The 24,257-nt window shown below is 70.1% G+C and carries 22 protein-coding genes; 10 read left to right on the top strand and 12 right to left on the bottom strand.

The window, feature by feature from the left end; all coding sequences use genetic code 11:
• Positions 1-74: 74 nt before the first annotated feature.
• Positions 75-1,178: a 4-hydroxyphenylpyruvate dioxygenase gene (gene hppD, locus J8J14_RS17570; protein WP_209380845.1), complete on the bottom strand. Its 1,104-nt coding sequence runs from the start codon at positions 1,176-1,178 to the stop codon at positions 75-77.
• A gap of 113 nt (positions 1,179-1,291) precedes the next feature.
• Between hppD and J8J14_RS17565 the strand changes: the two genes are divergently transcribed.
• Positions 1,292-1,780: an Lrp/AsnC family transcriptional regulator gene (locus tag J8J14_RS17565; protein WP_209380844.1), complete on the top strand. Its 489-nt coding sequence runs from the start codon at positions 1,292-1,294 to the stop codon at positions 1,778-1,780.
• A 25-nt stretch (positions 1,781-1,805) separates the two neighbouring features.
• Here J8J14_RS17565 and J8J14_RS17560 read toward each other — a convergent pair whose 3' ends face one another.
• Positions 1,806-2,450, bottom strand: coding sequence for a peroxiredoxin-like family protein (locus tag J8J14_RS17560; protein WP_209380843.1), 645 nt, complete (start codon positions 2,448-2,450; stop codon positions 1,806-1,808).
• A 101-nt stretch (positions 2,451-2,551) separates the two neighbouring features.
• Positions 2,552-3,844: an amidase gene (locus J8J14_RS17555; RefSeq protein ID WP_209380842.1), complete on the bottom strand. Its 1,293-nt coding sequence runs from the start codon at positions 3,842-3,844 to the stop codon at positions 2,552-2,554.
• Between the two features lie 179 nt (positions 3,845-4,023).
• On the opposite strand from J8J14_RS17555, the gene J8J14_RS17550 reads away from it, so the two are divergent.
• A complete protein-coding gene (locus J8J14_RS17550) occupies positions 4,024-4,569 on the top strand; it encodes a hemerythrin domain-containing protein (RefSeq protein ID WP_209380841.1) in 546 nt (181 codons plus the stop codon).
• Between the two features lie 300 nt (positions 4,570-4,869).
• On the opposite strand, the gene J8J14_RS17545 is transcribed toward J8J14_RS17550, so the two are convergent.
• From J8J14_RS17545 to J8J14_RS17530, 4 genes are all read right to left on the bottom strand, one after another.
• Positions 4,870-5,538, bottom strand: a complete 669-nt coding sequence (locus tag J8J14_RS17545; RefSeq protein ID WP_342452480.1) for a Crp/Fnr family transcriptional regulator — start codon at positions 5,536-5,538, stop codon at positions 4,870-4,872.
• A gap of 144 nt (positions 5,539-5,682) precedes the next feature.
• Positions 5,683-7,224, bottom strand: a complete 1,542-nt coding sequence (locus J8J14_RS17540; protein WP_209380840.1) for an aldehyde dehydrogenase family protein — start codon at positions 7,222-7,224, stop codon at positions 5,683-5,685.
• Positions 7,217-8,098, bottom strand: a complete 882-nt coding sequence (locus tag J8J14_RS17535; RefSeq protein WP_209380839.1) for an NAD(P)-dependent oxidoreductase — start codon at positions 8,096-8,098, stop codon at positions 7,217-7,219. Before J8J14_RS17535 ends, J8J14_RS17540 begins: the two co-directional genes overlap by 8 nt.
• Before the next feature lie 97 nt (positions 8,099-8,195).
• Positions 8,196-9,089 (bottom strand): LysR family transcriptional regulator, encoded by an 894-nt coding sequence (locus J8J14_RS17530; RefSeq protein ID WP_245215908.1) that lies wholly within the window; start codon positions 9,087-9,089, stop codon positions 8,196-8,198.
• 107 nt (positions 9,090-9,196) lie between these two features.
• Here J8J14_RS17530 and J8J14_RS17525 point away from each other — a divergent pair, with 107 nt between their 5' ends.
• Positions 9,197-10,219 (top strand): phosphotransferase, encoded by a 1,023-nt coding sequence (locus tag J8J14_RS17525; protein ID WP_209380837.1) that lies wholly within the window; start codon positions 9,197-9,199, stop codon positions 10,217-10,219.
• Positions 10,220-10,224: 5 nt separating this feature from the next.
• On the top strand, positions 10,225-11,559 hold the full coding sequence (locus tag J8J14_RS17520) for an aspartate aminotransferase family protein (RefSeq protein WP_456307525.1): 1,335 nt from the start codon (positions 10,225-10,227) through the stop codon (positions 11,557-11,559).
• A 10-nt stretch (positions 11,560-11,569) separates the two neighbouring features.
• Here J8J14_RS17520 and J8J14_RS17515 read toward each other — a convergent pair whose 3' ends face one another.
• Positions 11,570-12,166 (bottom strand): DUF1194 domain-containing protein, encoded by a 597-nt coding sequence (locus J8J14_RS17515; protein WP_209380836.1) that lies wholly within the window; start codon positions 12,164-12,166, stop codon positions 11,570-11,572.
• A 137-nt stretch (positions 12,167-12,303) separates the two neighbouring features.
• Positions 12,304-12,678: a fluoride efflux transporter CrcB gene (gene crcB, locus J8J14_RS17510; protein WP_209380835.1), complete on the bottom strand. Its 375-nt coding sequence runs from the start codon at positions 12,676-12,678 to the stop codon at positions 12,304-12,306.
• 210 nt (positions 12,679-12,888) lie between these two features.
• Between crcB and glgX the strand changes: the two genes are divergently transcribed.
• A complete protein-coding gene (gene glgX / locus J8J14_RS17505) occupies positions 12,889-14,973 on the top strand; it encodes a glycogen debranching protein GlgX (RefSeq protein ID WP_209380870.1) in 2,085 nt (694 codons plus the stop codon).
• A gap of 69 nt (positions 14,974-15,042) precedes the next feature.
• Here glgX and J8J14_RS17500 read toward each other — a convergent pair whose 3' ends face one another.
• Both J8J14_RS17500 and J8J14_RS17495 read right to left on the bottom strand, forming a co-directional pair.
• On the bottom strand, positions 15,043-16,626 hold the full coding sequence (locus tag J8J14_RS17500) for an aldehyde dehydrogenase (NADP(+)) (RefSeq protein ID WP_209380834.1): 1,584 nt from the start codon (positions 16,624-16,626) through the stop codon (positions 15,043-15,045).
• A gap of 102 nt (positions 16,627-16,728) precedes the next feature.
• Positions 16,729-17,361 carry an aspartate/glutamate racemase family protein gene (locus tag J8J14_RS17495; protein ID WP_209380833.1) on the bottom strand — a complete coding sequence of 211 codons (633 nt, stop codon included), beginning with the start codon at positions 17,359-17,361 and terminating at the stop codon, positions 16,729-16,731.
• Positions 17,362-17,428: 67 nt separating this feature from the next.
• Here J8J14_RS17495 and J8J14_RS17490 point away from each other — a divergent pair, with 67 nt between their 5' ends.
• From J8J14_RS17490 to J8J14_RS17480, 3 genes are all read left to right on the top strand, one after another.
• Entirely contained in the window at positions 17,429-18,757 is a 1,329-nt protein-coding gene (locus tag J8J14_RS17490; RefSeq protein WP_209380832.1) for an aspartate aminotransferase family protein, read from the top strand.
• Between the two features lie 118 nt (positions 18,758-18,875).
• Positions 18,876-20,207, top strand: coding sequence for a TrkH family potassium uptake protein (locus J8J14_RS17485; RefSeq protein ID WP_245215907.1), 1,332 nt, complete (start codon positions 18,876-18,878; stop codon positions 20,205-20,207).
• Positions 20,200-20,871 carry a potassium channel family protein gene (locus tag J8J14_RS17480; RefSeq protein WP_209380831.1) on the top strand — a complete coding sequence of 224 codons (672 nt, stop codon included), beginning with the start codon at positions 20,200-20,202 and terminating at the stop codon, positions 20,869-20,871. Before J8J14_RS17485 ends, J8J14_RS17480 begins: the two co-directional genes overlap by 8 nt.
• 27 nt (positions 20,872-20,898) lie before the next feature.
• Here J8J14_RS17480 and J8J14_RS25500 read toward each other — a convergent pair whose 3' ends face one another.
• The gene (locus J8J14_RS25500) at positions 20,899-21,723 is read right to left on the bottom strand and encodes an SIR2 family NAD-dependent protein deacylase (protein ID WP_209380830.1); all 825 of its coding nucleotides are present in this window, start codon (positions 21,721-21,723) and stop codon (positions 20,899-20,901) included.
• A gap of 301 nt (positions 21,724-22,024) precedes the next feature.
• On the opposite strand from J8J14_RS25500, the gene J8J14_RS17470 reads away from it, so the two are divergent.
• Together J8J14_RS17470 and J8J14_RS17465 are read left to right on the top strand one after the other, a co-directional pair.
• Positions 22,025-22,915 (top strand): NAD(P)-dependent oxidoreductase, encoded by an 891-nt coding sequence (locus J8J14_RS17470; protein ID WP_209380829.1) that lies wholly within the window; start codon positions 22,025-22,027, stop codon positions 22,913-22,915.
• 67 nt (positions 22,916-22,982) lie between these two features.
• Positions 22,983-23,981: a Bug family tripartite tricarboxylate transporter substrate binding protein gene (locus J8J14_RS17465; protein WP_209380828.1), complete on the top strand. Its 999-nt coding sequence runs from the start codon at positions 22,983-22,985 to the stop codon at positions 23,979-23,981.
• The last annotated feature ends 276 nt before the right edge of the window (positions 23,982-24,257 follow it).

Below are 24,257 nucleotides of genomic sequence, written 5' to 3'. Positions count from 1 at the left end.
TCTGTAAACCCTGCCGACGAGCCCGGGCGGGCCATGGGGGAAGGAGCGCTTCCCCCATCCCGTCACTCCGCCGCCTAGCGCGCGCTGGAGAGCACGCCCCGGCGGATCTGGTCTTCCTCGATGCTCTCGAACAGCGCGCGGAAATTGCCCTCGCCGAAGCCGTCATCGCCCTTGCGCTCGATGAACTCGAAGAAGACGGGCCCGATGACATTGGCGGAGAAGATCTGCAGAAGCAGCCGCGCCTTGCGGTCCTCCACCACGCCTTCGCCATCCACGAGGATGCCGTTCTTCTTCAGCCGGGCCAGGTCCTCGCCATGGCCGGGAAGGCGGGCATCGACCTTCTCGTAATAGGTTTCGGGCGGGGCGGGCATGAAGTTCAGCCCGGCCTCGCGCAGGCCCTCGATCGTGCCGTAGATGTCGTCGCAGCCGCAGGCGATGTGCTGGATACCCTCGCCCTTGTAGGCGCGCAGGTATTCCTCGATCTGGCTCTCGTCATCCGCGCTCTCGTTCAGCGGGATGCGGATGCGGCCATCCGGGCTGGTGAGCGCGCGGGAGAAGAGGCCGGTGTACTCGCCCTTGATGTCGAAGTAGCGGATCTGCCGGAAGTTGAAGATCTTGTTGTAGAACGCGTACCAGACATCCATCCGGCCGCGGAACACGTTGTGGGTCAGGTGGTCGATGTAGTAGAGGCCCGCGCCCGCCGGCCGGGGATCGCGCTCGCCCAGCCACTCGAACTCGGCGTCATAGGTCGAGCGGCCCTCGCCATACTGGTCGATGAAGTAGAGATAGGATCCGCCGATACCCTTGATGGCAGGCAGGTCCATGGTCTTGCCCTCGGTCACCGGCTCGGCGCCGTTCTTCACCGCATGCGCGAAGGCGTGCTGCGCATCCACGACACGGAAGGCCATGGAGGGCACGCAGGGCCCGTGCTCGGCGGCGAAGCCCATGGCGTGGGAGCCGGGCTCCTCGGTCAGCAGGTAGTTGATGTCGCCCTGGCGGTAGAGGGTGCTCTTCTTCGCGCGGTGCCGGGCGACGGCGGTGAAGCCCATCTGCCGGAACAGCGCGTGCAGCTTCTCGGGCTCGGGGCTCGCATATTCGACAAAGCCGAAGCCGTCCGTGCCGGCAGGGTTGTGGTCGGAGATGATCGCGCGCGGGGCGTCGTGGGGGAACGGACCCATGGAAGTCTCCTCTGATTATGGAGAAGGCTAAGCCTCTTCGCATGCGAGAGGCGTGCGAACTCGCGCGGATCCGGGTGGTTGAATGCACGTTCCGTGCGCGTTAACGTCTCCTGGTGCAGGAAACCGTTCATCTCGACGCGATCGACCTCCGCCTCCTTGCAGCGCTGCAGGAGGATGGGCGGCTGACCAACCAGGAAGCGGGGGAGCGGGTGGGGCTTTCGCCATCGCAATGCTCGCGCCGGCGCCTGGCGCTGGAGGCGTCGGGGGTGATCCGCGGCTACCATGCCGAGCTGGCGGCGGAGCCACTGGGCCTGCGGCTGCTTGTCTTCGTGCAGGTGACGCTGGCGGCCCATAGCCGCGACAATGCCCAGCGCTTCCGCGAGCTCGTGGCCCGCATCGACGAGGTGCAGGAGGCCTATGCCATGACCGGCGACGCCGACTACCTCATCAAGGCTGTGGTGCCGGACCTGAAGGGGCTTTCGGCGCTGGTGAACGACGTGCTGCTGCCGCATGAGAGCGTGGCGCGCGTGCGTTCATCGATCGTGCTGGACCGGCTGAAGGAATCGAAGCGGCTGCCCCTGCGCACGCTGCGGCGGGAATAGGGCTCCCGGCGATGGCCGGGGGACGTCACCCCGGCAGGGCGCGGAGGGCGGCGAGAACCTCGGCGGGTTCGGCGCGCCGGGTGAAGTCCACATCCACGAAGGACCAGCGCACGATTCCCTCCCGGTCCACCAGGAAGGTGGCGGGCACGGGCAGGAACCAGGCGCTGCTGCCCTGGCGCTCCGCAAGGTCGCAGCCTTCCCGGCTCAGCAGGGCGCGGTAGGCGGGCGGAGTCTTGAAGGCGATGCCGCAGGAGAGGGCCAGGCCGTTATCCACATCCGAGAGGAAGCGGAAGCCAGGTGGCGCCTTGAAGCCCGGGCGCAGCGCATTGCCGCTTGTCTCGGGCGAGACGGCGACGAGGCCAGCCCCCCTCTCCCGCATCGCGGGCAGGCATTCGAGCATCGCGTCCAGCGCCGCGACGCAGATCGGGCACCAGTGGCCGCGGAAGAAGGTGACGACCAGCGGCCCCGTGGCCAGCAGCTCGTCCCGCTCCACCAGCCGGCCGGTGGGGCAGGGCAGCATGAAATCGGGGAAGGGTTCGCCCACGGTCAGGGCATGCAGCCCCGTGCCGTTGCGGCGCAGCTCCGCCACCGCCTCCCTGATCGCGGCCATCACGGCAGGGGTTTCCTCCGCGCCGGTCCGGATGCCGTCCAGAATTTCGCTCAGCCTCATGCGGGCCTCCTATGGGCTGCAATCTGTGCGATCGGCGGAACGCCGTCAGCCCGCCGGGCGGGCATGGTTTCGATGCCCGCCCGTTATTCACTCCTAACGCCTCAGCCCATCACCTGGCGCATCCACTCCGCCCAGCGGAGAGCGTCGCGGTCGCGGCCAGGAGCGGCGACGAGCTGCAGGCCCAGCGGCAGGCCCCGGGGCCCGGTGCCGGCCGGGACGGTGACGGCGGGGGCGTGGAGAGCGGTCCAGAGCAGGTTGAAGGCGGGGTCGCCGGTCCAGCCAATGCCCTCCGGCGCCTCGCCGGGGGCGGCGGGGGTGAGGATGGCGTCGTATTCCGCGATCGCGCCGGGGAAGGCGGCCTGGGCGGCGGCGAAGCTGGCGCGCGCCTCCTCCAGCGCCCGGGCGCCCAGGGCGCGGGCGGGTTCCAGCTTTTCCCGCAGCACCGCGGAGACCTGGTCCCGGTGATGCGCCAGCTCCCAGGCCAGGGCCTGGGCGCTTTCGCCGTTCATGACGATGGGATGGGCCTCGGCCGCAGCGGTGACCACGGGGGGAAGCTCGCCCCGCGCCACCTGCGCGCCGGCGCGGCTGGCCGCCTCGGCGGCACGCTCCATCAGTGCAAGGGTCTCGGGGGCAGCCTGCGCGGCATGCGGGCCGAGGCAGAGCAACAGGCGCGGCGCGCGTTCCGGCCGCTGCTCCGGGTCACCCAGGTCGCGGCCGGAAGCGGCACCGATCAGCAGGGCGCAATCGGCCACCGTGCGGGCGAGCGCGCCGATGGTGTCGAGCGATTCGCTCATCACCTTCATCCCGGCCCGGTGGATGGAGCCATGGGTGGGCATGAAGCCGACGATCCCGCAGAAGGCCGCGGGGCGGATGACGCTGCCCGCGGTCTGCGTGCCATAGGCCAGGGGGAAGAGCCCCGCCGCGACGCCCGCCGCGGAACCTGAGGAGGAACCGCCCGGCGTATGGGCCGGATTCACCGGGTTGGTGGTGGGGCCGGACTGGCGTGTGGCGAATTCGGTGGTCACCGTCTTGCCCATCACCACCGCCCCGGCCTCGCGGGCCAGGGCGACGCAGGCGGCATCGGCGCGGGGCACATGGCCCTGCCAGATGGGGGAGCCGTAGCCGCAGGGCATGCCGCCCACATCCAGCACGTCCTTCACTCCCAGGGGCAGGCCATGCAGCGGGCCGAGGGGGGCGCCGGAGGCGGCGCGGGCATCGGCGGCGCGTGCCCTCTCCAGCGCGGCCTCCGGATCCAGATGGGCGAAGGCGCGCAGCACCGGTTCCCGCGCCCGGGCGCGTTCCAGGCAGGCTTCCATCACCGCCGTGGCGTTGAGGATGCCGGCGCGGATGCGGCGGGCGGTCTCGGTGGCGGAGAGCGGGCTGGCTTCGGTCATCCCGGGCAGCATGCCGCCCCGGGCATCAGCGGAGCAACAGGGCCGCCAGCCCACAGCGGGCCGTGCCCGCCGCCGCCGAGGCGCGACCATGCGCGAGGACAGGCATCCGCAGACCGGTTGATCGAGGTCAAAGAAAGGGCATCAGGGCTGGCGCAAACCCATCCGGCAAAGGAGGCCGGATGGTGCTCGAACGAAGTGGCGGCGGGCCGGCCCGGGCGCGGTTCTGCGAATCCTGGCACGACCGGGTGGACAGGCGGGTGCGCGCGCTGGTGGCCGAGCACGTGGCGCTGCGCGCGCTGTGCGACCGGCTGGAGACGATCGCGGATGGCCTGCCCGGCCTGCCCCCGGAAGAGGAACGCCAGCTCCTGGCTCGCCATCTGGCGGCGCTGCTTCCGCCGCACCAGGACCGGGAAGACGAACTGCTGACTTCCCTTCTGCCCTCCGGAGGCGGCTCGGCGATCGAACGATCGCTGATCGAGCGCATCCGGGGCCAGCACATCACGGACGCGGTCCATGCGCAGGACCTTGCGGGGGCGCTGGAAACGGCAAGCCCCGGCATGGCAGCGGAGGCGCTGGGCTACATGCTCCGCTGCTTCTTCGATGGCTGCCGGCGCGCCATGGCCTTCGAGGAACTGGCGCTGCTCAAACTGGCAGGGCCGCGGCTCTCGCGGGATACGGACGCCCTGCTGGAAGCCTGCCTGCGGACGGGCACCGCCGCGGCCTGAAGCTGTTCAGGTTTGCTGTGGTGGTCTGTCCCGGGGAGAGGAAGAAGGAATTCTTCCTCTCCCCGGACCCCTCACCATCATCTTCTTTTAGATGTTTGGAAAAGCTCGGCTGACGGTGCGCCTCGGGTCCACGACCCGAGGCGACTGCAGGGGTAGGATGGGACCTAAGAAACCCCGTGTTGCACCGTATCCGCGGCAGCCAGACGGGGTTCCAAGGGCCTCAGGCCCTTGGCGGGTGAGGTCCGGAGAGGGCAGAGCCCTCTCCGGGAACCGGCGGATCAGAACGAGCGTCGCGCCGCCTCAGGCTGCTTCCGCACGGTGCTGCAGCGCCTGCCGGTCGCGGATGGTGACCATGCGGCCGGAGGGAAGGCCGATCAGCCCATCCCGCTTCAGCTTCGTCATTTGCCGGCTGACGGTTTCGATGGTCAGGCCCAGCACATCCGCGATCTGGGCGCGGGTGAGGGGAAGGTCGAAGCTTGCCTCGCCGGGCTTGCAGGGGCCGCCCAGGTGGCTGGCCATGTCCAGCAGGAAGCTCGCCACCTTTTCCTCGGCGGTCTTGCGGCCGAGCAGGAGCATGCGGGCCCGTGCCTCGTCCAGCGCGGCGAGGGTGCGGCGGAGCAGCAGGCGCTCCATCCGCACATGGTTCTCCAGCGCCGTCTCAAAGGTCTTTCGCGGAAAGACGCAGAGCTCGACATCGGTGAGGGCGGTGATGCTGTGCTCCGCCTCTTCGGCGAAGGGGCGGCCGACGAAATCGGCGGGGTAGAGAAGGCCGACGATCTGCTCCCGCCCATCCGCCGTGGTGGCGCTGAGCTTCAGCACGCCGGTGAGAAGATTGGCGCAGACCACCGCCTCCTCGCCCGCCCAGACGAGGGTTTCCCCCCGCGCCAGGCGGCGCTGGCGGCCGATGCGGTTGAGGGTGAGCAGCTCCTCGTCGTTCAGGCTGCCGCAGAGCGACTGGTCACGGACCACGCATTCGGAACAGACGGTGCTGATGGCGAGAGCCTCCCTGCAGTGGTCGCAGTATAGGCGCCCATGCGCGGGATTTGGACCGGATTGTTCAGATGGAGGGCGCGCGCCCGGCGAATGGCAGCGAAGGTGCCGTGCCCCGGCCTGCTACCCAACATAGCCGAAGGCCACCCCCGGCTGCGCCGCCGTCTCCACCCACACGCTCTTCGCCTGGGTATAGGCCGCCAGCGCCTCCCGCCCGGAAGAGCGGCCGAAGCCGCTGCGGCCGAAGCCGCCGAAGGGCGAGGCGACGTTGATGGTCTTGTAGCTGTTGATCCAGAAGGTGCCGGCCCGCACCCCGGCCGCGACGCGGTGGGCGCGGCCGACAGCCCCCGTCCACACGGCGCCCGCCAGGCCGAAGGGCGTGGCATTGGCGAGGGTGATCGCTTCCTCCTCGGTATCGAAGGGCAGCACGGCGAGGACGGGGCCGAAGACCTCCTCCCGCGCGATGGCGGCGTTGGGGGAGACGGCGTCGAGGATCGTGGGGGCGTAGAAGAAGCCGCCGGTGCGGTGCAGTGCCTCGGGGCAGCCGCCACCCGTGGCGATGCGGGCCCCGGCGCGTGCGGCCTCGTCCACCATGCCGGTGATCCGGTCGAACTGCCGACGGTTGTTGATGGGGCCGATCTGGGTGGCGGGATCGGTGGGCTGGCCGAAGGGGATGTGGGCGGCGGCGCGGGCCAGGCGCTCCACGAACTCGGCATGGATGGAGCGCTCGACCAGGAGGCGGGAGCCCGCGACGCAGCTCTGGCCCGCCCCGCCGAAGATCGCGGCCTGGGCGCCGATCAGGGCGCGGGGGATGTCCGCATCGGCGAAGACGATGTTGGCGGACTTGCCGCCGAGTTCCAGCAGGCTGGGAACGATATTGCGCGCCGCGGCGGCGGCGATGGCCGCGCCCGCCTCGGCGCTGCCGACGAAGACGACAAGGCGGGTTTCGGGATGGGAGACCGCCGCCGCCCCCGTGCTCGGTCCCGCGCCGGCGAGGACGGAGACGAGGCCGCGCGGGATGCCCTCGGCCCGGTCGATGAGGGCGCCGAGGGCGAGGGAGGTGAGGGGGGTCAGCTCCGATGGCTTCAGCACCGCCGCATTGCCCGCGCAGATGGCAGGGGCGATCTGCCAGCCGGCGGTGAAGACCGGCGCGTTCCAGGGCGTGATCTGCACCACCACCCCATGGGGCTCGGGGCGCGTGTAGTTCAGGTGGCTGGTGGGAACGGGGATGACCTCGCCATGCAGCTTGTCGGCCCAGCCGCCATAGTATTCGAACATCTCCGCCACCTTCGCGACCTCGCCGCGCGTGTCGCGGATGGGCTTGCCGGCGGAGAGTGTTTCCAGCTCCGCCAGGGCATCGGCGTGCTGGCGGATGAGGCGCGCGACCTCCCACATGGCGCGGCCACGCGCGGCGGCGGTCATGCCCCACCACTGGCGCTGGGCCTGGCGGGCGGCCCTCATGGCGGCATCCACCACGGCGGGGCCGGCATCGGCATAGGAGAGGAAGACGCGGCCATCGGCGGGGTTGGTGAGGTCCAGCCTTTCGCCTGTGCCTTCCACCACCTCACCCGCGACGAAGCTGCCGACCCGGGCGCCGGGGAGAAGGGTGGCGAGAAGCTCCGCGATGCGGGCGGAGGCGTTGGGCAGGGTGGCGCCGTCAGGCATCGGGGTTGTCCTTCCGGTGGTCGGCCATGCGGGTGAAGTCATCGGCATCCGTGATGCGGGCGCGCGTCTCGTCCCAGATCCGGGCGACATGGGCGGAGAGGGGCAGTTCGCTGCCCGTGGCTTCCGCGAGTTCGAGGGCGAGGCGCACATCCTTGCGCATCAGCCCCGCCGCGAAGCCGCTGTCGAAGGTACCGGGCAGGATCCAGCGGGGCATCATCACCTCGCTGATCGCGCTGCGGCCGGTGGCGGCGTTCACCACCTTCAGCGCATCCTCCGCCGGCAGGCCCGCGGCTTCGGAAAGGCGCATCGCCTCGCCCGTGGTGATGAGATGGGCCGCGACGAGAAGGTTGTTCACCAGCTTGGCGATGTTGCCGGCGCCGGAGGGGCCGACATGCACGGCCCTGGCCGAGATCGCTTCGATCACCGGCCGGGCCGCGTTCAGATGCGCTTCGTCCCCGCCGATCATCACCGTCAACGTGCCCTCGGCCGCGCCGGAGGGGCCGCCGCTGACGGGCGCGTCCAGCAGGCCATGGCCAGCCTCGGCCAGCCGCGCAGCGAGGCGGCGGGTGGTGACCGGATCGGAGGTGGATGTGTCGATCACCACCACCTCCCGGTCCAATCGGGTGAGGAGGCCGCCGGGGGCGGTGACGACGGCTTCCACGTCGCGCGCATAGGGCAGGGAGAAGACGAGGGCGTCCGCCCCGTTCAGCACCTCGGCCAGGGACAGGAAGCGGATGCCGGCGTCCTCGGCGGCGGGGCGGCGCGCCTCGCTGATGTCGTGGCCCAGCACGGCGAAACCCTTGCGCGCCAGGGTGGCCGCCATTCCCAGGCCCATATTGCCGAGGCCCACCACCCCGACCGTCGCGATCGCCATGCCCGTCTTCCGATGCCCTGCCGGGGCAGGATCGGGTGGGCCGGGCGTTCCAACAAGCAGAGCTTTTCGAACGGCTCGTTGCCGCTCCGGCAACGCTTCACCGCAGGGCGCGGAGATGGGCGATCAGCCAGTCCGCCATGCGCTCCGCCGCTTCCGGCAGGCGGCCACTGGCGCGGGCGAGGAGATGGGCACTGGCCTCGGCCAGGATGGGATCGGCCAGTGGCACCGCGACCAGCGTGCCGTCCGTGATCTCGCGGGCCGCCGCGAAGCGGGGCAGGAAGGCGACGCCGAGACCGGCGAGGACGAAGCGGCGATGCATCTCGAAGGAGGCGGATTCCAGGCGTGGCGGCAGGCGGAAGCCGCCATCCGCCTCCACCCGGCCGAGCAGGCGGCGGACCCCGTGATCGGGCGGCAGCAGGGCGGCGGGAAGGGATGCGAAGTCGCGCAGGGGCCGCGGGTCGCCGGCCAGCGGATGGGCGGCGGGCAGGATGGCGGCCAGGGGCTGGCGCGAAAGCGCGAGGGAACGCAGCGCCGGATGGGCGGGCGGGTTGTAGGCCAAGCCCAGCTCGGCCTCGCCTTCCGCGAGGGCGGCCAGGATGGCGTCGGTGGTGCCGAGCGCGACCTGGAAGGAGAGTCCCGGATGCGCCTCGGCGAAGGCGGCGAGGCCGTTCTCCATCAGGTCCGGCAGGAAGCCGTCGCCGCAATGCAGGCGCACCCGGCCCTGGCGCATGCCGCGCAGGCGCTGGAGGCTTTCGGCCAGAAGGGCCGAATCCTCGGCCTGGCGCAGCGCATGGGCGGTGACGATGCGGCCGGCCTCGGTGGGGCGGATGCCGCGGGGCAGGCGTTCCAGCAGCGCGACGCCGCATTCGGCCTCCAGCTCGGCCACCTGCCGGCTGACGGCCGAGGCGGCAAGGTTCAGCGCCTCGGCCGCGCCGCGGATGGAACCGGCGCGGATCACGGCCAGGAAATAGCGGAGCGCGCGATCATTCATGCGGGGGCGCAGGGTGGCGGGCGTGGGTGCCGGCGGCAATGGCCGGGGCAGGCGGCATGGGCTAGACCGGCCCGGCATCCCTGCAGGCCAGGAGGCTGAACCCGACCGTGCCGAAGCGCGCCGACCCGCTGCTCGATCCGTTGATCCTGGCGGCCCCGCCGGTGATCGATCCGGCCGCGCTGGGCCGGGCGCTGGCCCTGCATTGGGGGCTGGACGGCGCGCTGCATGCCCTGGGCGGGGAGCGGGACCGGAACTTCCGACTGGACCGCGCCGATGGGCCGCCGCTGCTGGTGAAGGTGGCGCATCCGGACGAGGACCCAGCCATCACGGATTTCCAGACGGCGGCGCTGCTGCACCTGGAAGCGGCGGGCGCCGGGCTGCCCCTGCCGCGTATGATCCGCGCGCGGGATGGCGGCACCTCGGCCTCCTTCGCGGCCGAGGATGGGCGGCCCTGCCTGCTGCGCGTGCTGAGCTTCCTGCCCGGGCGGGTGATGACGGAGGCGCTGGGCTCCGCGCGCGGACTCGGCGTGCTGGCGGCGCGGCTGGACCGGGCGCTGGAGGGTTTCGCGCATCCGGCCGATACGCGCCGCCTGCTCTGGGATATCCGGGAGGCACCGGCGCTGCGGGCCTTCCTGGGCGATGTGGAGGATGCGGGGCTGCGGGCGCTGGCGGCGGCGGCGCTGGACCGCTTCGAGCATGGCGCGGCGGCCGCGCTGGCCGGGCTGCCCATGCAGGTGATCCATAACGACCTGAACCCGCACAACGTGCTGGTGGATGCCGATGACCCCGCGCGGCTGGCGGGCATCATCGACTTCGGCGACATGGTCCGCGCCTCCCGCCTGCAGGAGGTGGCGACGGCCTGCGCCTATCTCCTGGCGCCCGGGGATGACCCGCTCTCCGGCCCGGCTTCCTTCCTGGCCGGCTACCGCTCGGTGCTGCCGCTGCCCGCGGCGGAGGCGGCGCTGCTGCCCGTGCTGATCGCCACGCGCATGGCGATGACGGTGCTGATCACCCATTGGCGCGCGCGGCGGCAGCCGGAGAACGCGGCCTATATCCTGCGCAACATGCCCCGGGCCCGCGACGGGCTGGAACGGCTCGCGCGGCTTTCCCACGCAACGATCGAAGGATGACGGCGATGCCGGATACCGCGCCCAAGGGCATGGCCATGATCAACGCCTTCGATCCCACCCGCGCCACGGGGCTGAGCGCGCAGGAGCGGGCGATGGTGGAGCGGCGGCAGCGGCTGCTGGGCCCGGCCTACCGGCTGTTCTACGAGCATCCCGTGCATCTGGTGCGGGGCGAGGGTGCCTGGCTCTTCGATGCCGAGGGCAACCGCTACCTCGACTGCTACAACAACGTCGCATCCCTCGGGCACGCGCACCCGCATGTGGTGGAGGCGATCGCGCGGCAGGCGGGCCGGATCAACACCCATACGCGCTACCTGCACGAGACGGTGCTGGACTATGCCGAGGCGTTGCTGGCGACCTTCCCGGCCTCGCTGGGCCATGTGATGTTCACCTGCACGGGGTCCGAGGCCAATGACCTGGCGCTGCGGATCGCGCGGGCGCATACGGGCGGCGAAGGCATCGTGGTCACCTCGCTCGCCTATCACGGGGTGACGGCGTCGCTGGCCGAGCTGTCTCCTTCCCTGGGCGAGGGCGTGCCGCTGGGGCGGCATGTGACGGCGGTGGCGCCGCCGGATGCGTATCGTGGCGGGCCCGGGATGCCGGCGCGCTTCGCGGCGGATATCGCTGCGGCCTTCGCCGATCTGCGCCGCCATGGCATCCGGCCCTGCGCGTTGCTGGTGGACACGATGTTCACCTCGGATGGCGTGTTCCCCGATCCCGCCGGCTTCCTGGCCCAGGCGGCGGAGGCAGCCCGGTCGGCGGGCGCGCTGTTCATCGCGGATGAGGTGCAGCCGGGCTTCGGGCGCACCGGGACGATGTGGGGCTTCCAGCGGCATGGCGTGGAGCCGGACATCGTCACCATGGGCAAGCCCATGGGGAACGGGCATCCGGTGGCGGGGCTGGCCATCCGGCCGGAGCTGCTGGAGCGCTTCGGCGGCTCCGTGCGCTACTTCAACACCTTCGGCGGCAATCCCGTCTCCGCCGCCGCGGGGCTGGCGGTGCTGCAGGTGCTGCGGGACGAGAGGCTGCCGGAGAATGCGGCGGCGGTGGGCGCGCATCTCCTGGCCGGGCTTGCGGCCCTAGCCGAGCGCCACCCGATCATCGGCGATGTCCGCGGCGCCGGGCTTTCGATCGGCGCCGAGATGGTGACGGATCGCGCGACGCGCGAGCCCGCCACGGCGGAGACGGCGCGCATCGTGAACGCCTTGCGCGAGCGCCGCGTGCTGATCAGCGCTTCCGGCCCCGGCGCGAACATCCTGAAGATCCGTCCGCCGCTCTGCCTTTCGCGCGAGCAGGCGGACCTGTTCATCGGCACGCTGGACGAGGTGCTGCGCGTGGCCTGAGGCGCGCGGCTCAGCGCGAGGCGATCTCCAGCGCCAGCTTGCGGCGGATGGCGAGCCTGAAGCCGGGCCAGCCATCTGCTTCCATGACGAAGCCGCCCACCGTGGCGACGGAGCTGCGGTAGTATTCGACGATGTCGGGTTCCTCCGGCGTGCGGATGGGAAGCCCGTTCACCACGATCCCGACCTCCATGGCGCGGCCGCGCGCCTCCTCCACGGGGCGGCCGCCATTGCTGCCGCCGTCGCCGGAGATGTCGATGACCATGCGCTCCGCCTTGCAGGGCGCCTGCTCGAACCGGTCGATGGCCGCATGGATCGCCTCGCCCATATGGGTGGAGCCGGCATGGGAGCGGGTGGTGGCGGCCAGGCGGTCGGCGAAGCCGCGGGCATCCTCCACATTCCGCAGCACGGCCCATGGCACGGTGGTGGTCTGTGTCCAGGACCATTCCATGGCAGTGACGGCGACGCCGCCCTGGTTCTCGACGAGGCGGGTGATGGTGGGATCGCGCAGCGCGGCCGCGGTGGCGTCGCGCTGCATCTCGTAGTTGGTCTGGGACACGCTGCCGGAGACATCCATCAGAAGGACCAGCGCCAGGGTGCATGCGAGCATGAGGCGAGTTCCGAATCGGCCTATCGGTGAAACGGAACGGTCAAGCGGGGGCTGCGATCACGAATTCATGCGCGGGCTTCGCAACTTGCATTCCATCGGCCCGGCAACAGGGGATTCGGCAAGGCAACGATCCCGCGTCACGGTCCTCCGCTGGCCAGAGCATGGCCTGCCGCGGCGGCACCCAGGCAAAGCAGGACGGAGAGGGCGACATTCGCCAGGGCGGAGAGCATGCGCCCGTCCTGGAGCAGTTCCAGCGTCTGCAGGCTGAAGGCGGAGAAGGTGGTGAAGCCGCCGCAGAGCCCGACCATGACGAAGGCGCGCAGATCCGGATGCGCGCCGGACCGCATGCTGAAGGCCGCGAAGGCGCCGATGACGAAAGAGCCGGTGACGTTGATGGCGATGGTGCCCCAGGGGAAGCCAGCACCGGCCAGCCGCAGGGCCAGCGCCGAGCCCCAGGCCCGCGCCAGGCTGCCCAGGGCCCCGCCCAGGGCGATCCAGAGATAGGTCCTCATCCGTCCTCCGCCTCGGCCGGATCATCCGGGGGGTGTGGCTTGGCGGCAAGGGCGGCTCATCAAGTCCGCGTAGGCGGGCCGAAGGAGCAAACCAGCATCCACCCTGCGTCGTTCCCGCCGCGCAAGGGCGCGCCCGCCCCGCAGGCATCACGATCGGAACGTATTTTGGCGGACATCATCAAGTCTCGGATCAAGGAAGGCACGCCCGCCATGCGCGGGACGAACTGGGACGGCGCCGGCACGAATTTCGCGCTTTTCTCGGCGAATGCGACGAAGGTGGAGGTGTGCCTCTTCGACAGCACCGGGAAGCGGGAGATCGAGCGGATCGAGCTGCCGGAATACACGAACCAGATCTTCCACGGCTATCTGCCCGATGTCGGGCCCGGCACCTTCTACGGCTACCGCGTCCATGGGCCCTATGAGCCGGAGGCGGGCCACCGCTTCAATCCGAACAAGCTGTTGCTGGACCCCTATGCCCGCGCCCATGCGGGAAGCCTGACTTGGGATCCGGCCGTTTTCGGCTACCAGATGGAAACCGGGGACGACCTGACCTTCGACGAGCGCGACAGCGCCCCCTTCATGCCGAAATGCGTGATCGTGGACCCGAACTTCGACTGGCATGGCGAGCCCGGCCGCCGCTTCGTGCCCTGGGACCACACCATCGTCTACGAGACGCATGTGAAGGGCTTCACCAGGCTGCACCCGAAGGTGCCAGAGGACCTGCGCGGCACCTATGCCGGGCTCGGCCAGAAGGATGTGGTGGAGTACATCAAGTCCCTCGGCGTTACCTCGGTGGAGCTGCTGCCTGTCCATACCTTCATCAACGATGACTTCCTGCTCCAGAAGGACCTGACGAACTACTGGGGATACAACAGCATCGGCTTCTTCGCGCCGGATCCGCGCTACGCATCGGACGTGCCGAATAGCCTGCGCGAGTTCAAGGAGATGGTGGCGCGGCTGCACGAGGCCGGGCTCGAGGTGATCCTGGACGTGGTGTACAACCACACGGCCGAAGGCAATGAGAAGGGGCCGACCCTTTCCTTCAAGGGCATCGACAACGCCAGCTACTACCGCCTGCTGCCGGACCAGAAGCGCTACTACATCAACGACACCGGCACCGGGAACACGGTGAACCTTTCCCATCCCCGCGTGATCCAGATGGTGACGGACAGCCTGCGCTACTGGGTGCAGGAGATGCATATCGACGGCTTCCGCTTCGACCTGGGCACCATCCTGGCGCGCGAGCCGCATGGCTTCGACGAGCAGAGCGGCTTCCTGAAGGTCTGCCAGCAGGACCCGGTGCTGCAGACGGTGAAGCTGATCGCGGAGCCCTGGGACTGCGGCCCCGGAGGCTACCAGGTGGGCGGCTTCCCCGCGGGCTGGGCGGAGTGGAACGACAAGTTCCGCGACACCGTGCGCGACTTCTGGCGCGGCGAGGCGACGCCGGCGGAGCTGGCCCCGCGCCTCTGCGCCTCGGCCGACGTGTTCAACAACAGCGGCCGGCGCGCCTGGGCCTCGGTGAACTTCATCACCGCCCATGACGGCTTCACGCTGAACGACACGGTTTCCTACAACGAGAAGCACAACGAGGCGAATGGCGAGAACAACAATGACGGCCACTCGCACAACCGTTCCTGGAACTGCGGGGCGGAGGGGCCGACCGACGACCCCGAGGTGAATGCGCTGCGCGAGCGGCAGATGCGCAACCTGCTGGCCACCCTACTCCTGGCGCAGGGAACGCCGATGCTGCTGGCGGGGGACGAATTCGGCCGGACCCAGGGCGGCAACAACAATGCCTATTGCCAGGACAACGAGATCAGCTGGCTCAACTGGGAGATCGAGGAGAAAGGCCAGTCCCTCATCTGCTTCACGCAGAAGCTGCTGGCGCTCCGCCACAAATACCCCATCCTCCGCCGGACCCGCTTCTTCACCGGCGAGATGAACGAGGAGCTGGGCGTCCGCGATGTCACCTGGGTCAATGCCAATGGCGGCGAGATGCAGCCGGGCGACTGGGAGGACACGAATGCCAAGTGCTTCGGCATGATGATGGATGGCCGCGCGCAGGTGACCGGCATCCGCAAGCGCGGCCAGGACGCGACCGTGCTGCTGGTCATCAACGGCTATCACGACGTGGTGGAGTTCACCCTGCCGGAAGCGCCGGGCGGAAAGGGCTGGGAACTCCTGGCCGATACCAACCTGCCGGAGGACGAGGAGGGCGAGGCCTTCGAGTTCGGAACGGCGTACCAGGCCACCGGGCGCTCGGTGCTGGTGTTCCTGCTGCAGCCGGAGGGGTGAGGGTCCGGGGAGCCTTGCGGCTCCCCGGCAAGGGGGGCGGGGGAGCGGCCCCCGCCCGGGCGGCAGCCGCTACTGATCCTGCCCGAGAACCCCATCCACGCGCCGCCAGAGCCCCATCGGGTTGCCGTCGCGCAGTGCCGGGGGAAGCAGGCCTTCCGGCATGTCCTGGTAGCAGACGGGCCGCAGGAAGCGGGTGATGGCCAGGGTGCCGACGGAGGTGGAGCGGCCATCGGCGGTGGAGGGGTAGGGGCCGCCATGCACCATGGCGTGGCTCACCTCCACTCCGGTGGGGTAGCCGTTGACGAGGATGCGGCCCACGCGGCGCTCCAGCACCGGCAGAAGCTTCCTCGCCATCTCGATGTCGCCTTCCTCCATCTGGATGGTGGCGGTCAGCTGGCCTTCCAGCCCCTCGGCCAGGCGCAGCATCGTCTCGACATCCGGGCAGCGGATGACGAGGGAAGCGGCGCCGAAGACCTCCTCGGACAGCGCAGGGTCCTCCATGAAGTGGGCGGCGGTCGTCTCGAACAGCGCGGCCTCGCCCTGGGTGCTGGCGGTGGCGAGCTGGCCGGAGGCCACCTTCCGCACGCGGTTGTTGCCCGCCAGGTGCGAGACGCCGGTCTGGTAGGCGCTGAGGATGCCGGGGGTCAGCATGGTCTGGGCCGGGGCGCCGCCCAGCGCCTCGGTGGCGGAGGCGAGGAAGCTGTCCAGCTCAGGCCCTTCCAGCGCCAGCACCAGGCCGGGATTGGTGCAGAACTGGCCAGCGCCGAGGGTCAGCGACCCGACGAAGGCCTTGCCCATGGCGGCGGCGCGGGTGGCCATGGCCCTGGGCAGCAGGAAGACGGGGTTGATGCTGCTCATCTCCGCATAGACGGGGATGGGCTCGGGGCGGGCGGCGGCGGTCCTCATCAGCGCGGTGCCACCGGCGCGCGACCCGGTGAAGCCCACGGCCTTGATGCGCGGATCCGCCACCAGCCCTTGCCCGACCACCTGGCCGGAGCCGAAGAGCATGGAGAAGACGCCTTCCGGCAGGCCGGCCGCCTTCACCGCCCCCTGGATGGCGCGGCCCACCAGCTCGGAGGTGCCGGGATGGGCGGAATGGGCCTTCACCACCACGGGGCAGCCGGCGGCCAGCGCCGAAGCGGTGTCGCCACCGGCCACGGAGAAGGCGAGGGGGAAGTTGGAGGCGCCGAACACGGCCACGGGGCCGAGCGGGATCATGCGCAGGCGCAGGTCCGGGCGGGGCAGGGGCGCGCGGTCCGGCATGGCCGGGTCGATGCGGGCGGTGAGGTAGGAGCCCTCCCGCACCTCCTTCGCGAAAAGGCGGAGCTGGCCGACGGTGCGGCCGCGCTCGCCCTCCAGCCGGCCACGGGGGAGGCCGCTCTCGGCCATGGCGCGGGTGATCAGCTCGTCGCCGATATCCATGATTGCCTGGGCGCAGGCTTCCAGGAAATCCGCGCGGATATCGGGCGTGGTCTCGCGATAGGTATCGAAGGCGGCCCAGGCCAGGGCGCAGGCGCGGTCCACATCGGCCGCGCCGCCGCCGCCGAAGGCGGGCTCCATGGGCTGGCCGGTCGCGGCCTCGATCGCACGGATGGGCTTGTCGGTGCCGCGGACCGCGGTGGCCCCGATCAGCATCTCGCCGGTGATGGGCATGGGCACTTCCTCGTCAGGATCTGGGCGCGGCCGGCCCGGGCCGGCGACGTGGAAGTGCTATAGCACAATGATAGACTTGTCTGACAAGTTGCCCGGTGGCTTTCAGGCACCGAGCCGGGCACGGAGCGCTTTCACGGCGCTGTCGGGCGTGGTGAGAACGGGCTTTCCCGTGGCCGCGGCCACCAGCGGCGCGGCGCGGGCGAGGCTGAACTGGGACAGGGCGATGGCGTCGCAATCCGCCAGGCGCCGCGCCGCCTCGGCCGCCAGGCGGTCATGCGCCTCGGCATCGCCGCGGTTCAGCGCCTCCAGCGCGCCTTCCGCGAGGCATGGGACGACCGTGACGCCCGGGGGGAATTCCGGCAGCATGCTCTCCAGCGTGAGGGGAAAGGTGGCGAGAAGGCCGATCCGGCCCCCGATGGCGGCGGCATCCGCCACCATGGCCTCGTTCGGCTTCAGCACGGGCATGGGGGCCATTTCCGCCGCCACCGCCTCGATGCAGGGGCCGAAGGCCGAGCAGGTGAAGAGGATGGCATCCGCCCCTGTCCCCCTGGCGTAGCGGGACAGGGTGAGGAAGCGGTCCGTCATGGCGGGGGTGAGGGTGCCATCCCGCGCGAGGTCGGCCGAGAGGCTGTCATCCAGCAGGTTCATCAGCACCGCTTCGGGCCAGAGCCGGGCGAAGGCGGCCTCGGTCGGCGGGGGGGAATGGCGCAGGGCATGGATGAGGGCGATCCGCATGGAGGGAGTGTGACGGAAGCGGCGCTTTGGAACAAACTCGGCGCCCCACACCGGCAAGGGACTCCCGATGACCTCCCGTATCCTGCATCGCGGCCGTGCCGCCCCGCCCATGGCTGTCGGGGGGCAGGGTTCCTGGCTGCATCTGGGGGATGGGCGGCAGGTGCTGGATGCCTCCGGCGGGGCGGCGGTGTCCTGCCTCGGCCATGGGCATCCGGATGTCGTCGCGGCCGTGCGGGCCCAGGCCGGGGCGCTGGAATACGCGCATACCGGCTTCTTCACCAATGACCCGGCCGAGCGCCTGGCCGAGATCCTGGTGGGGGATGAGCCGGGTGGGCTGAGCCGCGCCTATTTCGTCTCCGGCGGGTCGGAGGCGATGGAGGCGGCGCTGAAGCTGGCGCGGCAACACTTCCTGGAGAAGGGCGAGCCCGGGCGCACGCGCTTCATCGCCCGGCGGCAGAGCTACCACGGCAACACGCTCGGCGCCCTGGCGGCGGGGGGAAATGCGGGGCGGCGCGCGCCCTATGCGCCGTTGCTGGCGGATTGCTTCAGCCATGTCTCCCCGGCCTTCGCCTATCGCGGGATGGAGGATGGAGAGGACGAGGCAGGCTATGTCGCGCGGCTGGCGGAGGAGCTGGAGGCGGAGTTCCAGCGGCTTGGCCCGCAGAACGTGGCCGCCTTCGTGGCGGAGACGGTGGTGGGCGCGACCTCGGGCTGCGTGCCGCCCCCCGCCGGCTATTTCCGCGCGGTGCGCGCGATCTGCGACCGCCACGGCGCCCTGCTGATCCTGGACGAGGTGATGAGCGGCATGGGCCGCACGGGCACGCTGCATGCCTGGGAGCAGGAGGGCGTGGCGCCGGATATCCAGGCCATCGCGAAGGGGCTGGGCGGCGGCTACCAGCCGATCGGCGCCATCCTGATGAATGACCGCGTGCTGGAGCCGATCATGGCCGGATCGGGCGCCTTCGCGCATGGGCACACCTACCTGTCCCATCCCGTGGCCTGCGCGGCGGCGCTGGCGGTGCAGCAGGTGATCGCGCGTGACGGGCTGCTGGAGCGCGTGCGGGTGCTGGGTGCCCGGCTGGAAACCGGGCTGACCGAACGCTTCGGCAACCACCGCCATGTCGGCGATATCCGCGGGCGCGGGCTGTTCCAGGCGATCGAGATGGTGGAGGACCGCACCACGCGCCGGTCTTTCGATCCCGCGCGCAAGCTGAACCTGCGGATCAAGGAGGAGGCGCTGGCCCGTGGCCTGGCCATCTATCCCGGCGGTGGCACGGTGGATGGCGTGGTGGGCGACCACATCCTGCTCGCCCCGCCCTATACCGCCAGCAAGGAGGAGATCGACCTGATCGTCGCGCGCCTCGGCGAGGCCGTGGACGCGGCGCTGGCGGCGTGAGGCCGCAGGCCCGCCTTGACGGGGATGGCCGAGGCCAGGCCTGGCGCGCCATCCGGCGCGCAGGGCGCCCGGCCTGAGCGTGGCCCTGGGCGCGCATGGAAAGATCGAGGGGAACGGCTTGTTGCGCACGCTTCAGCACCCGGCCCGGCTGGTGCCGCTGGCCTTCCTCCTGGCCATCGCGCTCGGCACCGTCCTGCTCATGCTCCCCGTGTCCCGCAGCGGGGAGGGCGCGGCCTCGTTCCTGACCGCGCTGTTCACCGCCACCTCGGCGGTCTGCGTCACCGGTCTCATCGTGGTGGACACGCCCGTCTATTGGTCGGTGTTCGGGCAGGTGGTGATCCTGGTCCTGTTCCAGGTCGGCGGCTTCGGGATCATGACCGGGGCCACGCTGCTTGGCCTTCTTGTGTCCCGGCGGCTGCAGCTCAGCACCCGCCTGCTTGCCCAGGCTGAGACACGCGGCCTTGCCCTTGGCGATATCGCGGCGGTGCTGCGGCTGGTCCTGCTCGTGACGATCACGGTCGAGCTGGCCGTCGCCGCCATCCTGACGCTGCGGCTGCGCCTCGGCCATGGGCAGGGCTGGGGGGAGGCGGTCTGGAACGGCCTGTATCACGCGATGTCGGCCTTCAATAATGCCGGCTTCTCGACCTTTTCCGACAGCGTCATGGGCTTCGCGCTCGATCCGCTGATCCTGGCCCCGATCATGATCGCGGCGAGCATCGGCGGGATCGGCTTTCCCGTCCTCCACGAGCTGCGGCAGATGCCGCGCCAGGCTGCCCGTTGGTCGGTCCATACCAAGGCCACGCTGCTCGGCTCCGCCGTGCTCCTCCTGGGAGGGGCGGTGGCGGTCCTGGCCTATGAATGGGGCAATCCGAGCACCCTCGGGCCCTTCGATCCCGCGGGAAAGCTGCTCGGGGCGGTCTTCCACTCCGTCGCGACGCGGTCGATGGGGTTCAATGCCGTCGATGTGGGGCAGATGCGGCCGGAGACGATTTCCATCACCTATGGCCTGATGCTGATCGGCGGCGGCAGCGCCGGAACTGCCGGCGGCATCAAGGTGACCACCTTCCTCGTGCTCTGCTTCGTGGTCTGGGCCGAGATCCGCGGGGAGCCCGATGTCACCGCCTTCGGGCGGCGGATCCCGCGCGGCGTCCAGCGACAGGCGCTGACCGTGCTCCTCCTGGCCGTCGGCACGCTTGCCATCGCAACGCTCGTCCTCCTCAGCGTGAGCACCCTTCCCCTGGAGGTCGTGCTGTTCGAGGCCATCTCGGCCTTTGCCACGGTCGGCCTGTCCACCGGCTTCACCGATGACCTGCCGCCGGCCGGTCAGACGGTGCTGATCGTGCTGATGTTCCTCGGCCGTGTCGGTACCATCACCGTCGCGACCGGCCTGGCGCTGCGCAGCCGGCAGAGGCCCTATCGTTACCCAGAGGAGCGCCCCATCGTTGGCTAGCAACACTTCTTCCGCGGAAGACGGGGTCGTCGTCATCGGCCTTGGCCGCTTCGGCAGCGCCCTGGCGGAATCGCTCATCCATCTCGGCCACGAGGTCCTCGGCATCGACGAGGATGCCCATCTCGTCCAGTCCTGGGCGGACCGGCTGACCCATGTGGTCCAGGCGGACGCCACAAGTACCGAGACGCTGCGCCGCCTCGGCGTGCACGAGTTCGCGCGGGCCGTGGTGGGGATCGGCAGCGATCTGGAGGCAAGCGTGCTCACCGTGCTCGCGCTCAACGAGCTCGGCGTGCGGGAGATCTGGGCGAAGGCGAACGGCTCCAGGCATGGCCGGATCCTGGAGCGCACCGGCGCCCATCACGTGGTCTATCCCGAGGCCGCGATGGGGGAGCGTGTGGCGCATCTGGTCACCGGCAAGATGATCGACTTCATCGAGTTCGACGATGGCTTCGCCATCGGCAAGACGCGCGCCCCGCGCGAGGCCGAGGGCCGGACGCTGGCCGAATGCGCCCTGCGCAGCAAGTACGGCGTGACCGTGGTGGGGGTGAAGCGGCCGAAAACCGACTTCACCTATGCGCGGCCGGAAACCACCATCAGGCCTGGCGACCTGCTGATCGTGTCGGGGCCGACGAAGCTCGTCGAGGCTTTCGCGGCCCGCACCTGACATCCGGCCCCGGAGCCGCGGGAGGCTTCAGCCCGGCGCCTGCACGCGGCGGACGAGTTCTTCCAGGAAGTTCGCCAGGGAAGCCTGGGGATCTTCCTCCGCGCCGGTGATGACGTTGATGCCCCATTGGCCCAGCACGGCCTCCTGCACCTCGTTGCGGCGGGACATGAAGACGAAGGGGCAGGGCCGGTCCTTCTCATGGCCGGATTCCTTCCAGATCTGGGCCAGCCTGTGCAGCAGCAGCCGGATGTTCAGGTCCGACATGCTGTAGCCGATGAACAGGAGCGTGCGGCCCAGCGCGTCCGCCCAGAGCTTGATGTCCAACGGGGAGGTGAAGCTGAGGCGGTTCAGGTAATCGGTTTCCGCGATCACCAGCGACTGGTCGTCGTCGAAATCGCCATGGAACTTGATGATCTGGGTAACGCCCTGGTTGGCCTTGGCGATGTCGCGCGTGTTGGCGATCTTCACGTAGTCCCGCCCATGCACGCGAAAGGCGGTCTCCAGGTTGGCGTCGTAATTCGTGGTGTAGATGATGGGGAAGTCCAGCTGCACGACGATCTCGTGCAGGCGCGAGGCCCGAACCTTTTCGTCCGAAACGCTCCAGTTCCGGTCCATCCAGCTGCGCAGCGGGCCGATGCTGCCTTTGCGCAGGCGGTAGTATTCGGCCAGCGTCTGGTAGGTGCTGTCGGTGCCCAGCACCAGCTCCGTGCCCAGTTCAAGCTCCTGGCCCAGATGCTCGATCAGCTGGCGCCATGAGGGCAGCCCGACCGTCATCGAAAGCCCCGCGCCCACGAAGAGGATGGCGCGCCTTTCGCGGACGACACTGGCGAGGGTTTCGAGTTCCGAAGGCATCCGGCGGCACCGTGGCAGCGGGAACTCTCCTAACCGCCCCGGCTTCCCGGGGTTGCCCGCCGGCTGCCGGCAACCTGGGCGGAGAATTCTCATTGACCCACGGGAATGTCGAACCTAGCGTTGATGAAACGTACTTTCATTCAATGAAATAGCGGCGGCCGAGGCAGCTGCCGGGAGGAAATGGCCGGATGGCCCAGGAACCGCTCACCGTGCCGGCCTCCCGGGGGCCGGTCCTTGGATGCTGCCTCCACCTGCCGGGTGCCCGCCCGGCCAGGCTGCCGCCCGCGCGGGGGAATGGCGCATGAGGCTCGGCTTTATCGGCCTGGGGAATATCGGCGGCGTCATGGCGCGTCGCCTCGCCGAGCACGGGCATGGGCTCGTGGTGCATGACATCAATCCTGTCGCGGCCGCGGCGCTTGCCGAGGCCGGCGCGGAGCTCGCCGGCAGTCCGGAGGAGGTGGCCTCCCGCTGCGAGTGGGTGTTCCTCAGCCTGCCCACGCCAGCCATCGTGCGTCAGGTGGCCAGCGGGGTGGCCGGAGGAAGCGCGGTGAAGGCCGTGATCGATCTTTCCACCACCGGCGCCTCCATGTCCGCCCGCGTGGCGGAGGAGCTGGCCGGCCACGGCATCCGTCTTCTGGATGCGCCGGTCAGCGGCGGGGTGGCGGGCGCGCGCAAGGGCACGCTGGCGGTGATGACCTCAGGCCCGCGCGATCTGTTCGAGGCGGTGGAGCCGCTGCTCCGGCAGATCGGGCAGAAGATCTTCTATCTCGGTGCCGAGGCCGGGCAGGCGCAGACCATGAAGGTGGTGAACAACCTGATGGCCGCGACAAGCATCGTGGCCTGCTGCGAGGGCCTGGTCTTCGGCGCCAAGGCGGGCATCGACACGCGCGTGATGATCGATGTGCTCAACGCCTCCAGCGGCCGCTCCTATGCCACGGAGCACCGCGTGCCGAACGCCGTGCTGGACCGGAGCTTCCCAACGGTCTTCACCACAGAGCTCATGTACAAGGACGTGAAGCTTTGCCTCGACGAGGCGGAGAAGCTGGGCATGCCCATGTGGATCGGGCCTGCGACGCGGCAGTTCCTCGCCTTCGCCATGTCCCAGGGCTCGGGGCCCGAAGACCTGGTCTCGGTCATCAAGCATTACGAGCGCTGGGCGCAGGTGGAAGCGGGGGGCGAAGCAGCCTCCTGACGGCACCGGCCGCGCACTCCGCATCACAAGCCCCGGCCAAACGGGGCAGCAACAGGAGGAAGCGACCATGGAGAGCGAACCCATTCCGCCGCCCACGCGCCGGAGGATCAACCGCGCGGCCCTTGCCTCGCTCGGCCTGCTGGCCGCGCCGCGGATCGGGCGCGCGCAGGGCGGGGACTTCCCGAACCGGGCGCTTCGCATCGTGGTGCCCTTCGCGGCGGGCAGCGGGTCCGACGTGTATTCGCGCTTCTTCGGCAAGAAGCTGTCCGAGCTGCTCGGACAGCCCGTTGTGGTGGAGAACCGGCCGGGCGCGGATGGCGCCATCGCGGTACGCAGCCTGCAATCCGATCCGCCGGACGGGCACACGCTATTCCTGGGCAGCAACACGCCCATGGCCGTCAATCTGGCGACGCTCCGGACCTTTCCCTATGACCCCGTGAAAGACCTGCGCCCGATTTCGGGCATGACGCGGAGCATGGCCCTGTTCATGGTGCCGCCCCGCTCCCCGCTGAGGACCGTGGCGGATCTGGAGGAGCGGGGGCGCCGGCAGCCTGCGGTGCAGTCCGGCACCTATTCGGTCGGCTATCAGCTCGCCGCCGCGCAGTTCTCCTCCAAGGCGGGCTTTGCCTTCGAGACAGTGCTCTACCGGGGGCTGGCGCAGACCCTGACGGACCTGATGGGGCAGCGGATCGAACTTGCGGTGATCGATTCCACCGGCTCCATCCCCACCGCGAAATCCGGGGAGGTACGCGCCCTCGCCGTGACGGGCGAGCAGCGCCATCCCGACCTGCCCGAGGTGCCCACGCTGCGCGAAAGCGGCTACCCGGAGGCGGTGCATTACAGCTGGACAGCCTTCTGGGTGGATGCGCGCACGCCGGACCAGCGGGTGAACGCCCTGTCCGAAGCAATGGAGAAAGCCCTGGCCCAGCCGGACAGCCGAAGCTTCATCGAGGCGAACGGGGCGGAAATCATGCCCTTCGGGCCGGAGCGGATGCGGGAATTCCAGATGAGCGAAATCGACCGCTTCCGGCGGGCGGCGGAGGCGAGCAACTTCCAGCCGCAATAGATGTGGCGCTCCCGGGGAGAGGAAGAAGGAATTCTTCCTCTCCCCGGACCCCTCACCATCATCTTTTTCTATCAGTTTGAGAGGTTCGGCTGGTGGTGCGCCTCCGGTCCATGACCGGAGGCGACTGCAAGGGCAGGATGGGGGAGAAGACCCCGTCCTGCATCGCATCCGCGGCAGCCAGACGGGGTTCCAAGGGCCTCAGGCCCTTGGCGGGCGAGGTCCGGAGAGGGCAGAGCCCTCTCCGGGGCCAGCAGCGCAAAGCCCCGCAACGAAAAG

It is taken from the genome of Pararoseomonas baculiformis (genome assembly GCF_017813395.1).
Taxonomy (GTDB): domain Bacteria; phylum Pseudomonadota; class Alphaproteobacteria; order Acetobacterales; family Acetobacteraceae; genus Roseomonas; species Roseomonas baculiformis.
This window is presented reverse-complemented; position numbering and strand designations above follow the sequence as displayed.

What these genes read in the sequence shown, in the direction of transcription:
- glgX (WP_209380870.1), top strand. Translation starts at nt 12,889, where the DNA reads ATGCGCGGGACGAACTGGGACGGCGCCGGCACGAATTTCGCGCTTTTC.
- J8J14_RS17520 (WP_456307525.1), top strand. Translation starts at nt 10,225, where the DNA reads ATGCCGGATACCGCGCCCAAGGGCATGGCCATGATCAACGCCTTCGAT.
- J8J14_RS25500 (WP_209380830.1), bottom strand. Translation starts at nt 21,723, where the DNA reads ATGCCTTCGGAACTCGAAACCCTCGCCAGTGTCGTCCGCGAAAGGCGC.
- J8J14_RS17560 (WP_209380843.1), bottom strand. Translation starts at nt 2,450, where the DNA reads ATGAGGCTGAGCGAAATTCTGGACGGCATCCGGACCGGCGCGGAGGAA.
- hppD (WP_209380845.1), bottom strand. Translation starts at nt 1,178, where the DNA reads ATGGGTCCGTTCCCCCACGACGCCCCGCGCGCGATCATCTCCGACCAC.
- J8J14_RS17550 (WP_209380841.1), top strand. Translation starts at nt 4,024, where the DNA reads ATGGTGCTCGAACGAAGTGGCGGCGGGCCGGCCCGGGCGCGGTTCTGC.
- J8J14_RS17495 (WP_209380833.1), bottom strand. Translation starts at nt 17,361, where the DNA reads ATGCGGATCGCCCTCATCCATGCCCTGCGCCATTCCCCCCCGCCGACC.
- crcB (WP_209380835.1), bottom strand. Translation starts at nt 12,678, where the DNA reads ATGAGGACCTATCTCTGGATCGCCCTGGGCGGGGCCCTGGGCAGCCTG.
- J8J14_RS17490 (WP_209380832.1), top strand. Translation starts at nt 17,429, where the DNA reads ATGACCTCCCGTATCCTGCATCGCGGCCGTGCCGCCCCGCCCATGGCT.
- J8J14_RS17530 (WP_245215908.1), bottom strand. Translation starts at nt 9,089, where the DNA reads ATGAATGATCGCGCGCTCCGCTATTTCCTGGCCGTGATCCGCGCCGGT.
- J8J14_RS17515 (WP_209380836.1), bottom strand. Translation starts at nt 12,166, where the DNA reads ATGCTCGCATGCACCCTGGCGCTGGTCCTTCTGATGGATGTCTCCGGC.
- J8J14_RS17500 (WP_209380834.1), bottom strand. Translation starts at nt 16,626, where the DNA reads ATGCCCATCACCGGCGAGATGCTGATCGGGGCCACCGCGGTCCGCGGC.
- J8J14_RS17535 (WP_209380839.1), bottom strand. Translation starts at nt 8,098, where the DNA reads ATGGCGATCGCGACGGTCGGGGTGGTGGGCCTCGGCAATATGGGCCTG.
- J8J14_RS17470 (WP_209380829.1), top strand. Translation starts at nt 22,025, where the DNA reads ATGAGGCTCGGCTTTATCGGCCTGGGGAATATCGGCGGCGTCATGGCG.
- J8J14_RS17555 (WP_209380842.1), bottom strand. Translation starts at nt 3,844, where the DNA reads ATGACCGAAGCCAGCCCGCTCTCCGCCACCGAGACCGCCCGCCGCATC.
- J8J14_RS17465 (WP_209380828.1), top strand. Translation starts at nt 22,983, where the DNA reads ATGGAGAGCGAACCCATTCCGCCGCCCACGCGCCGGAGGATCAACCGC.
- J8J14_RS17540 (WP_209380840.1), bottom strand. Translation starts at nt 7,224, where the DNA reads ATGCCTGACGGCGCCACCCTGCCCAACGCCTCCGCCCGCATCGCGGAG.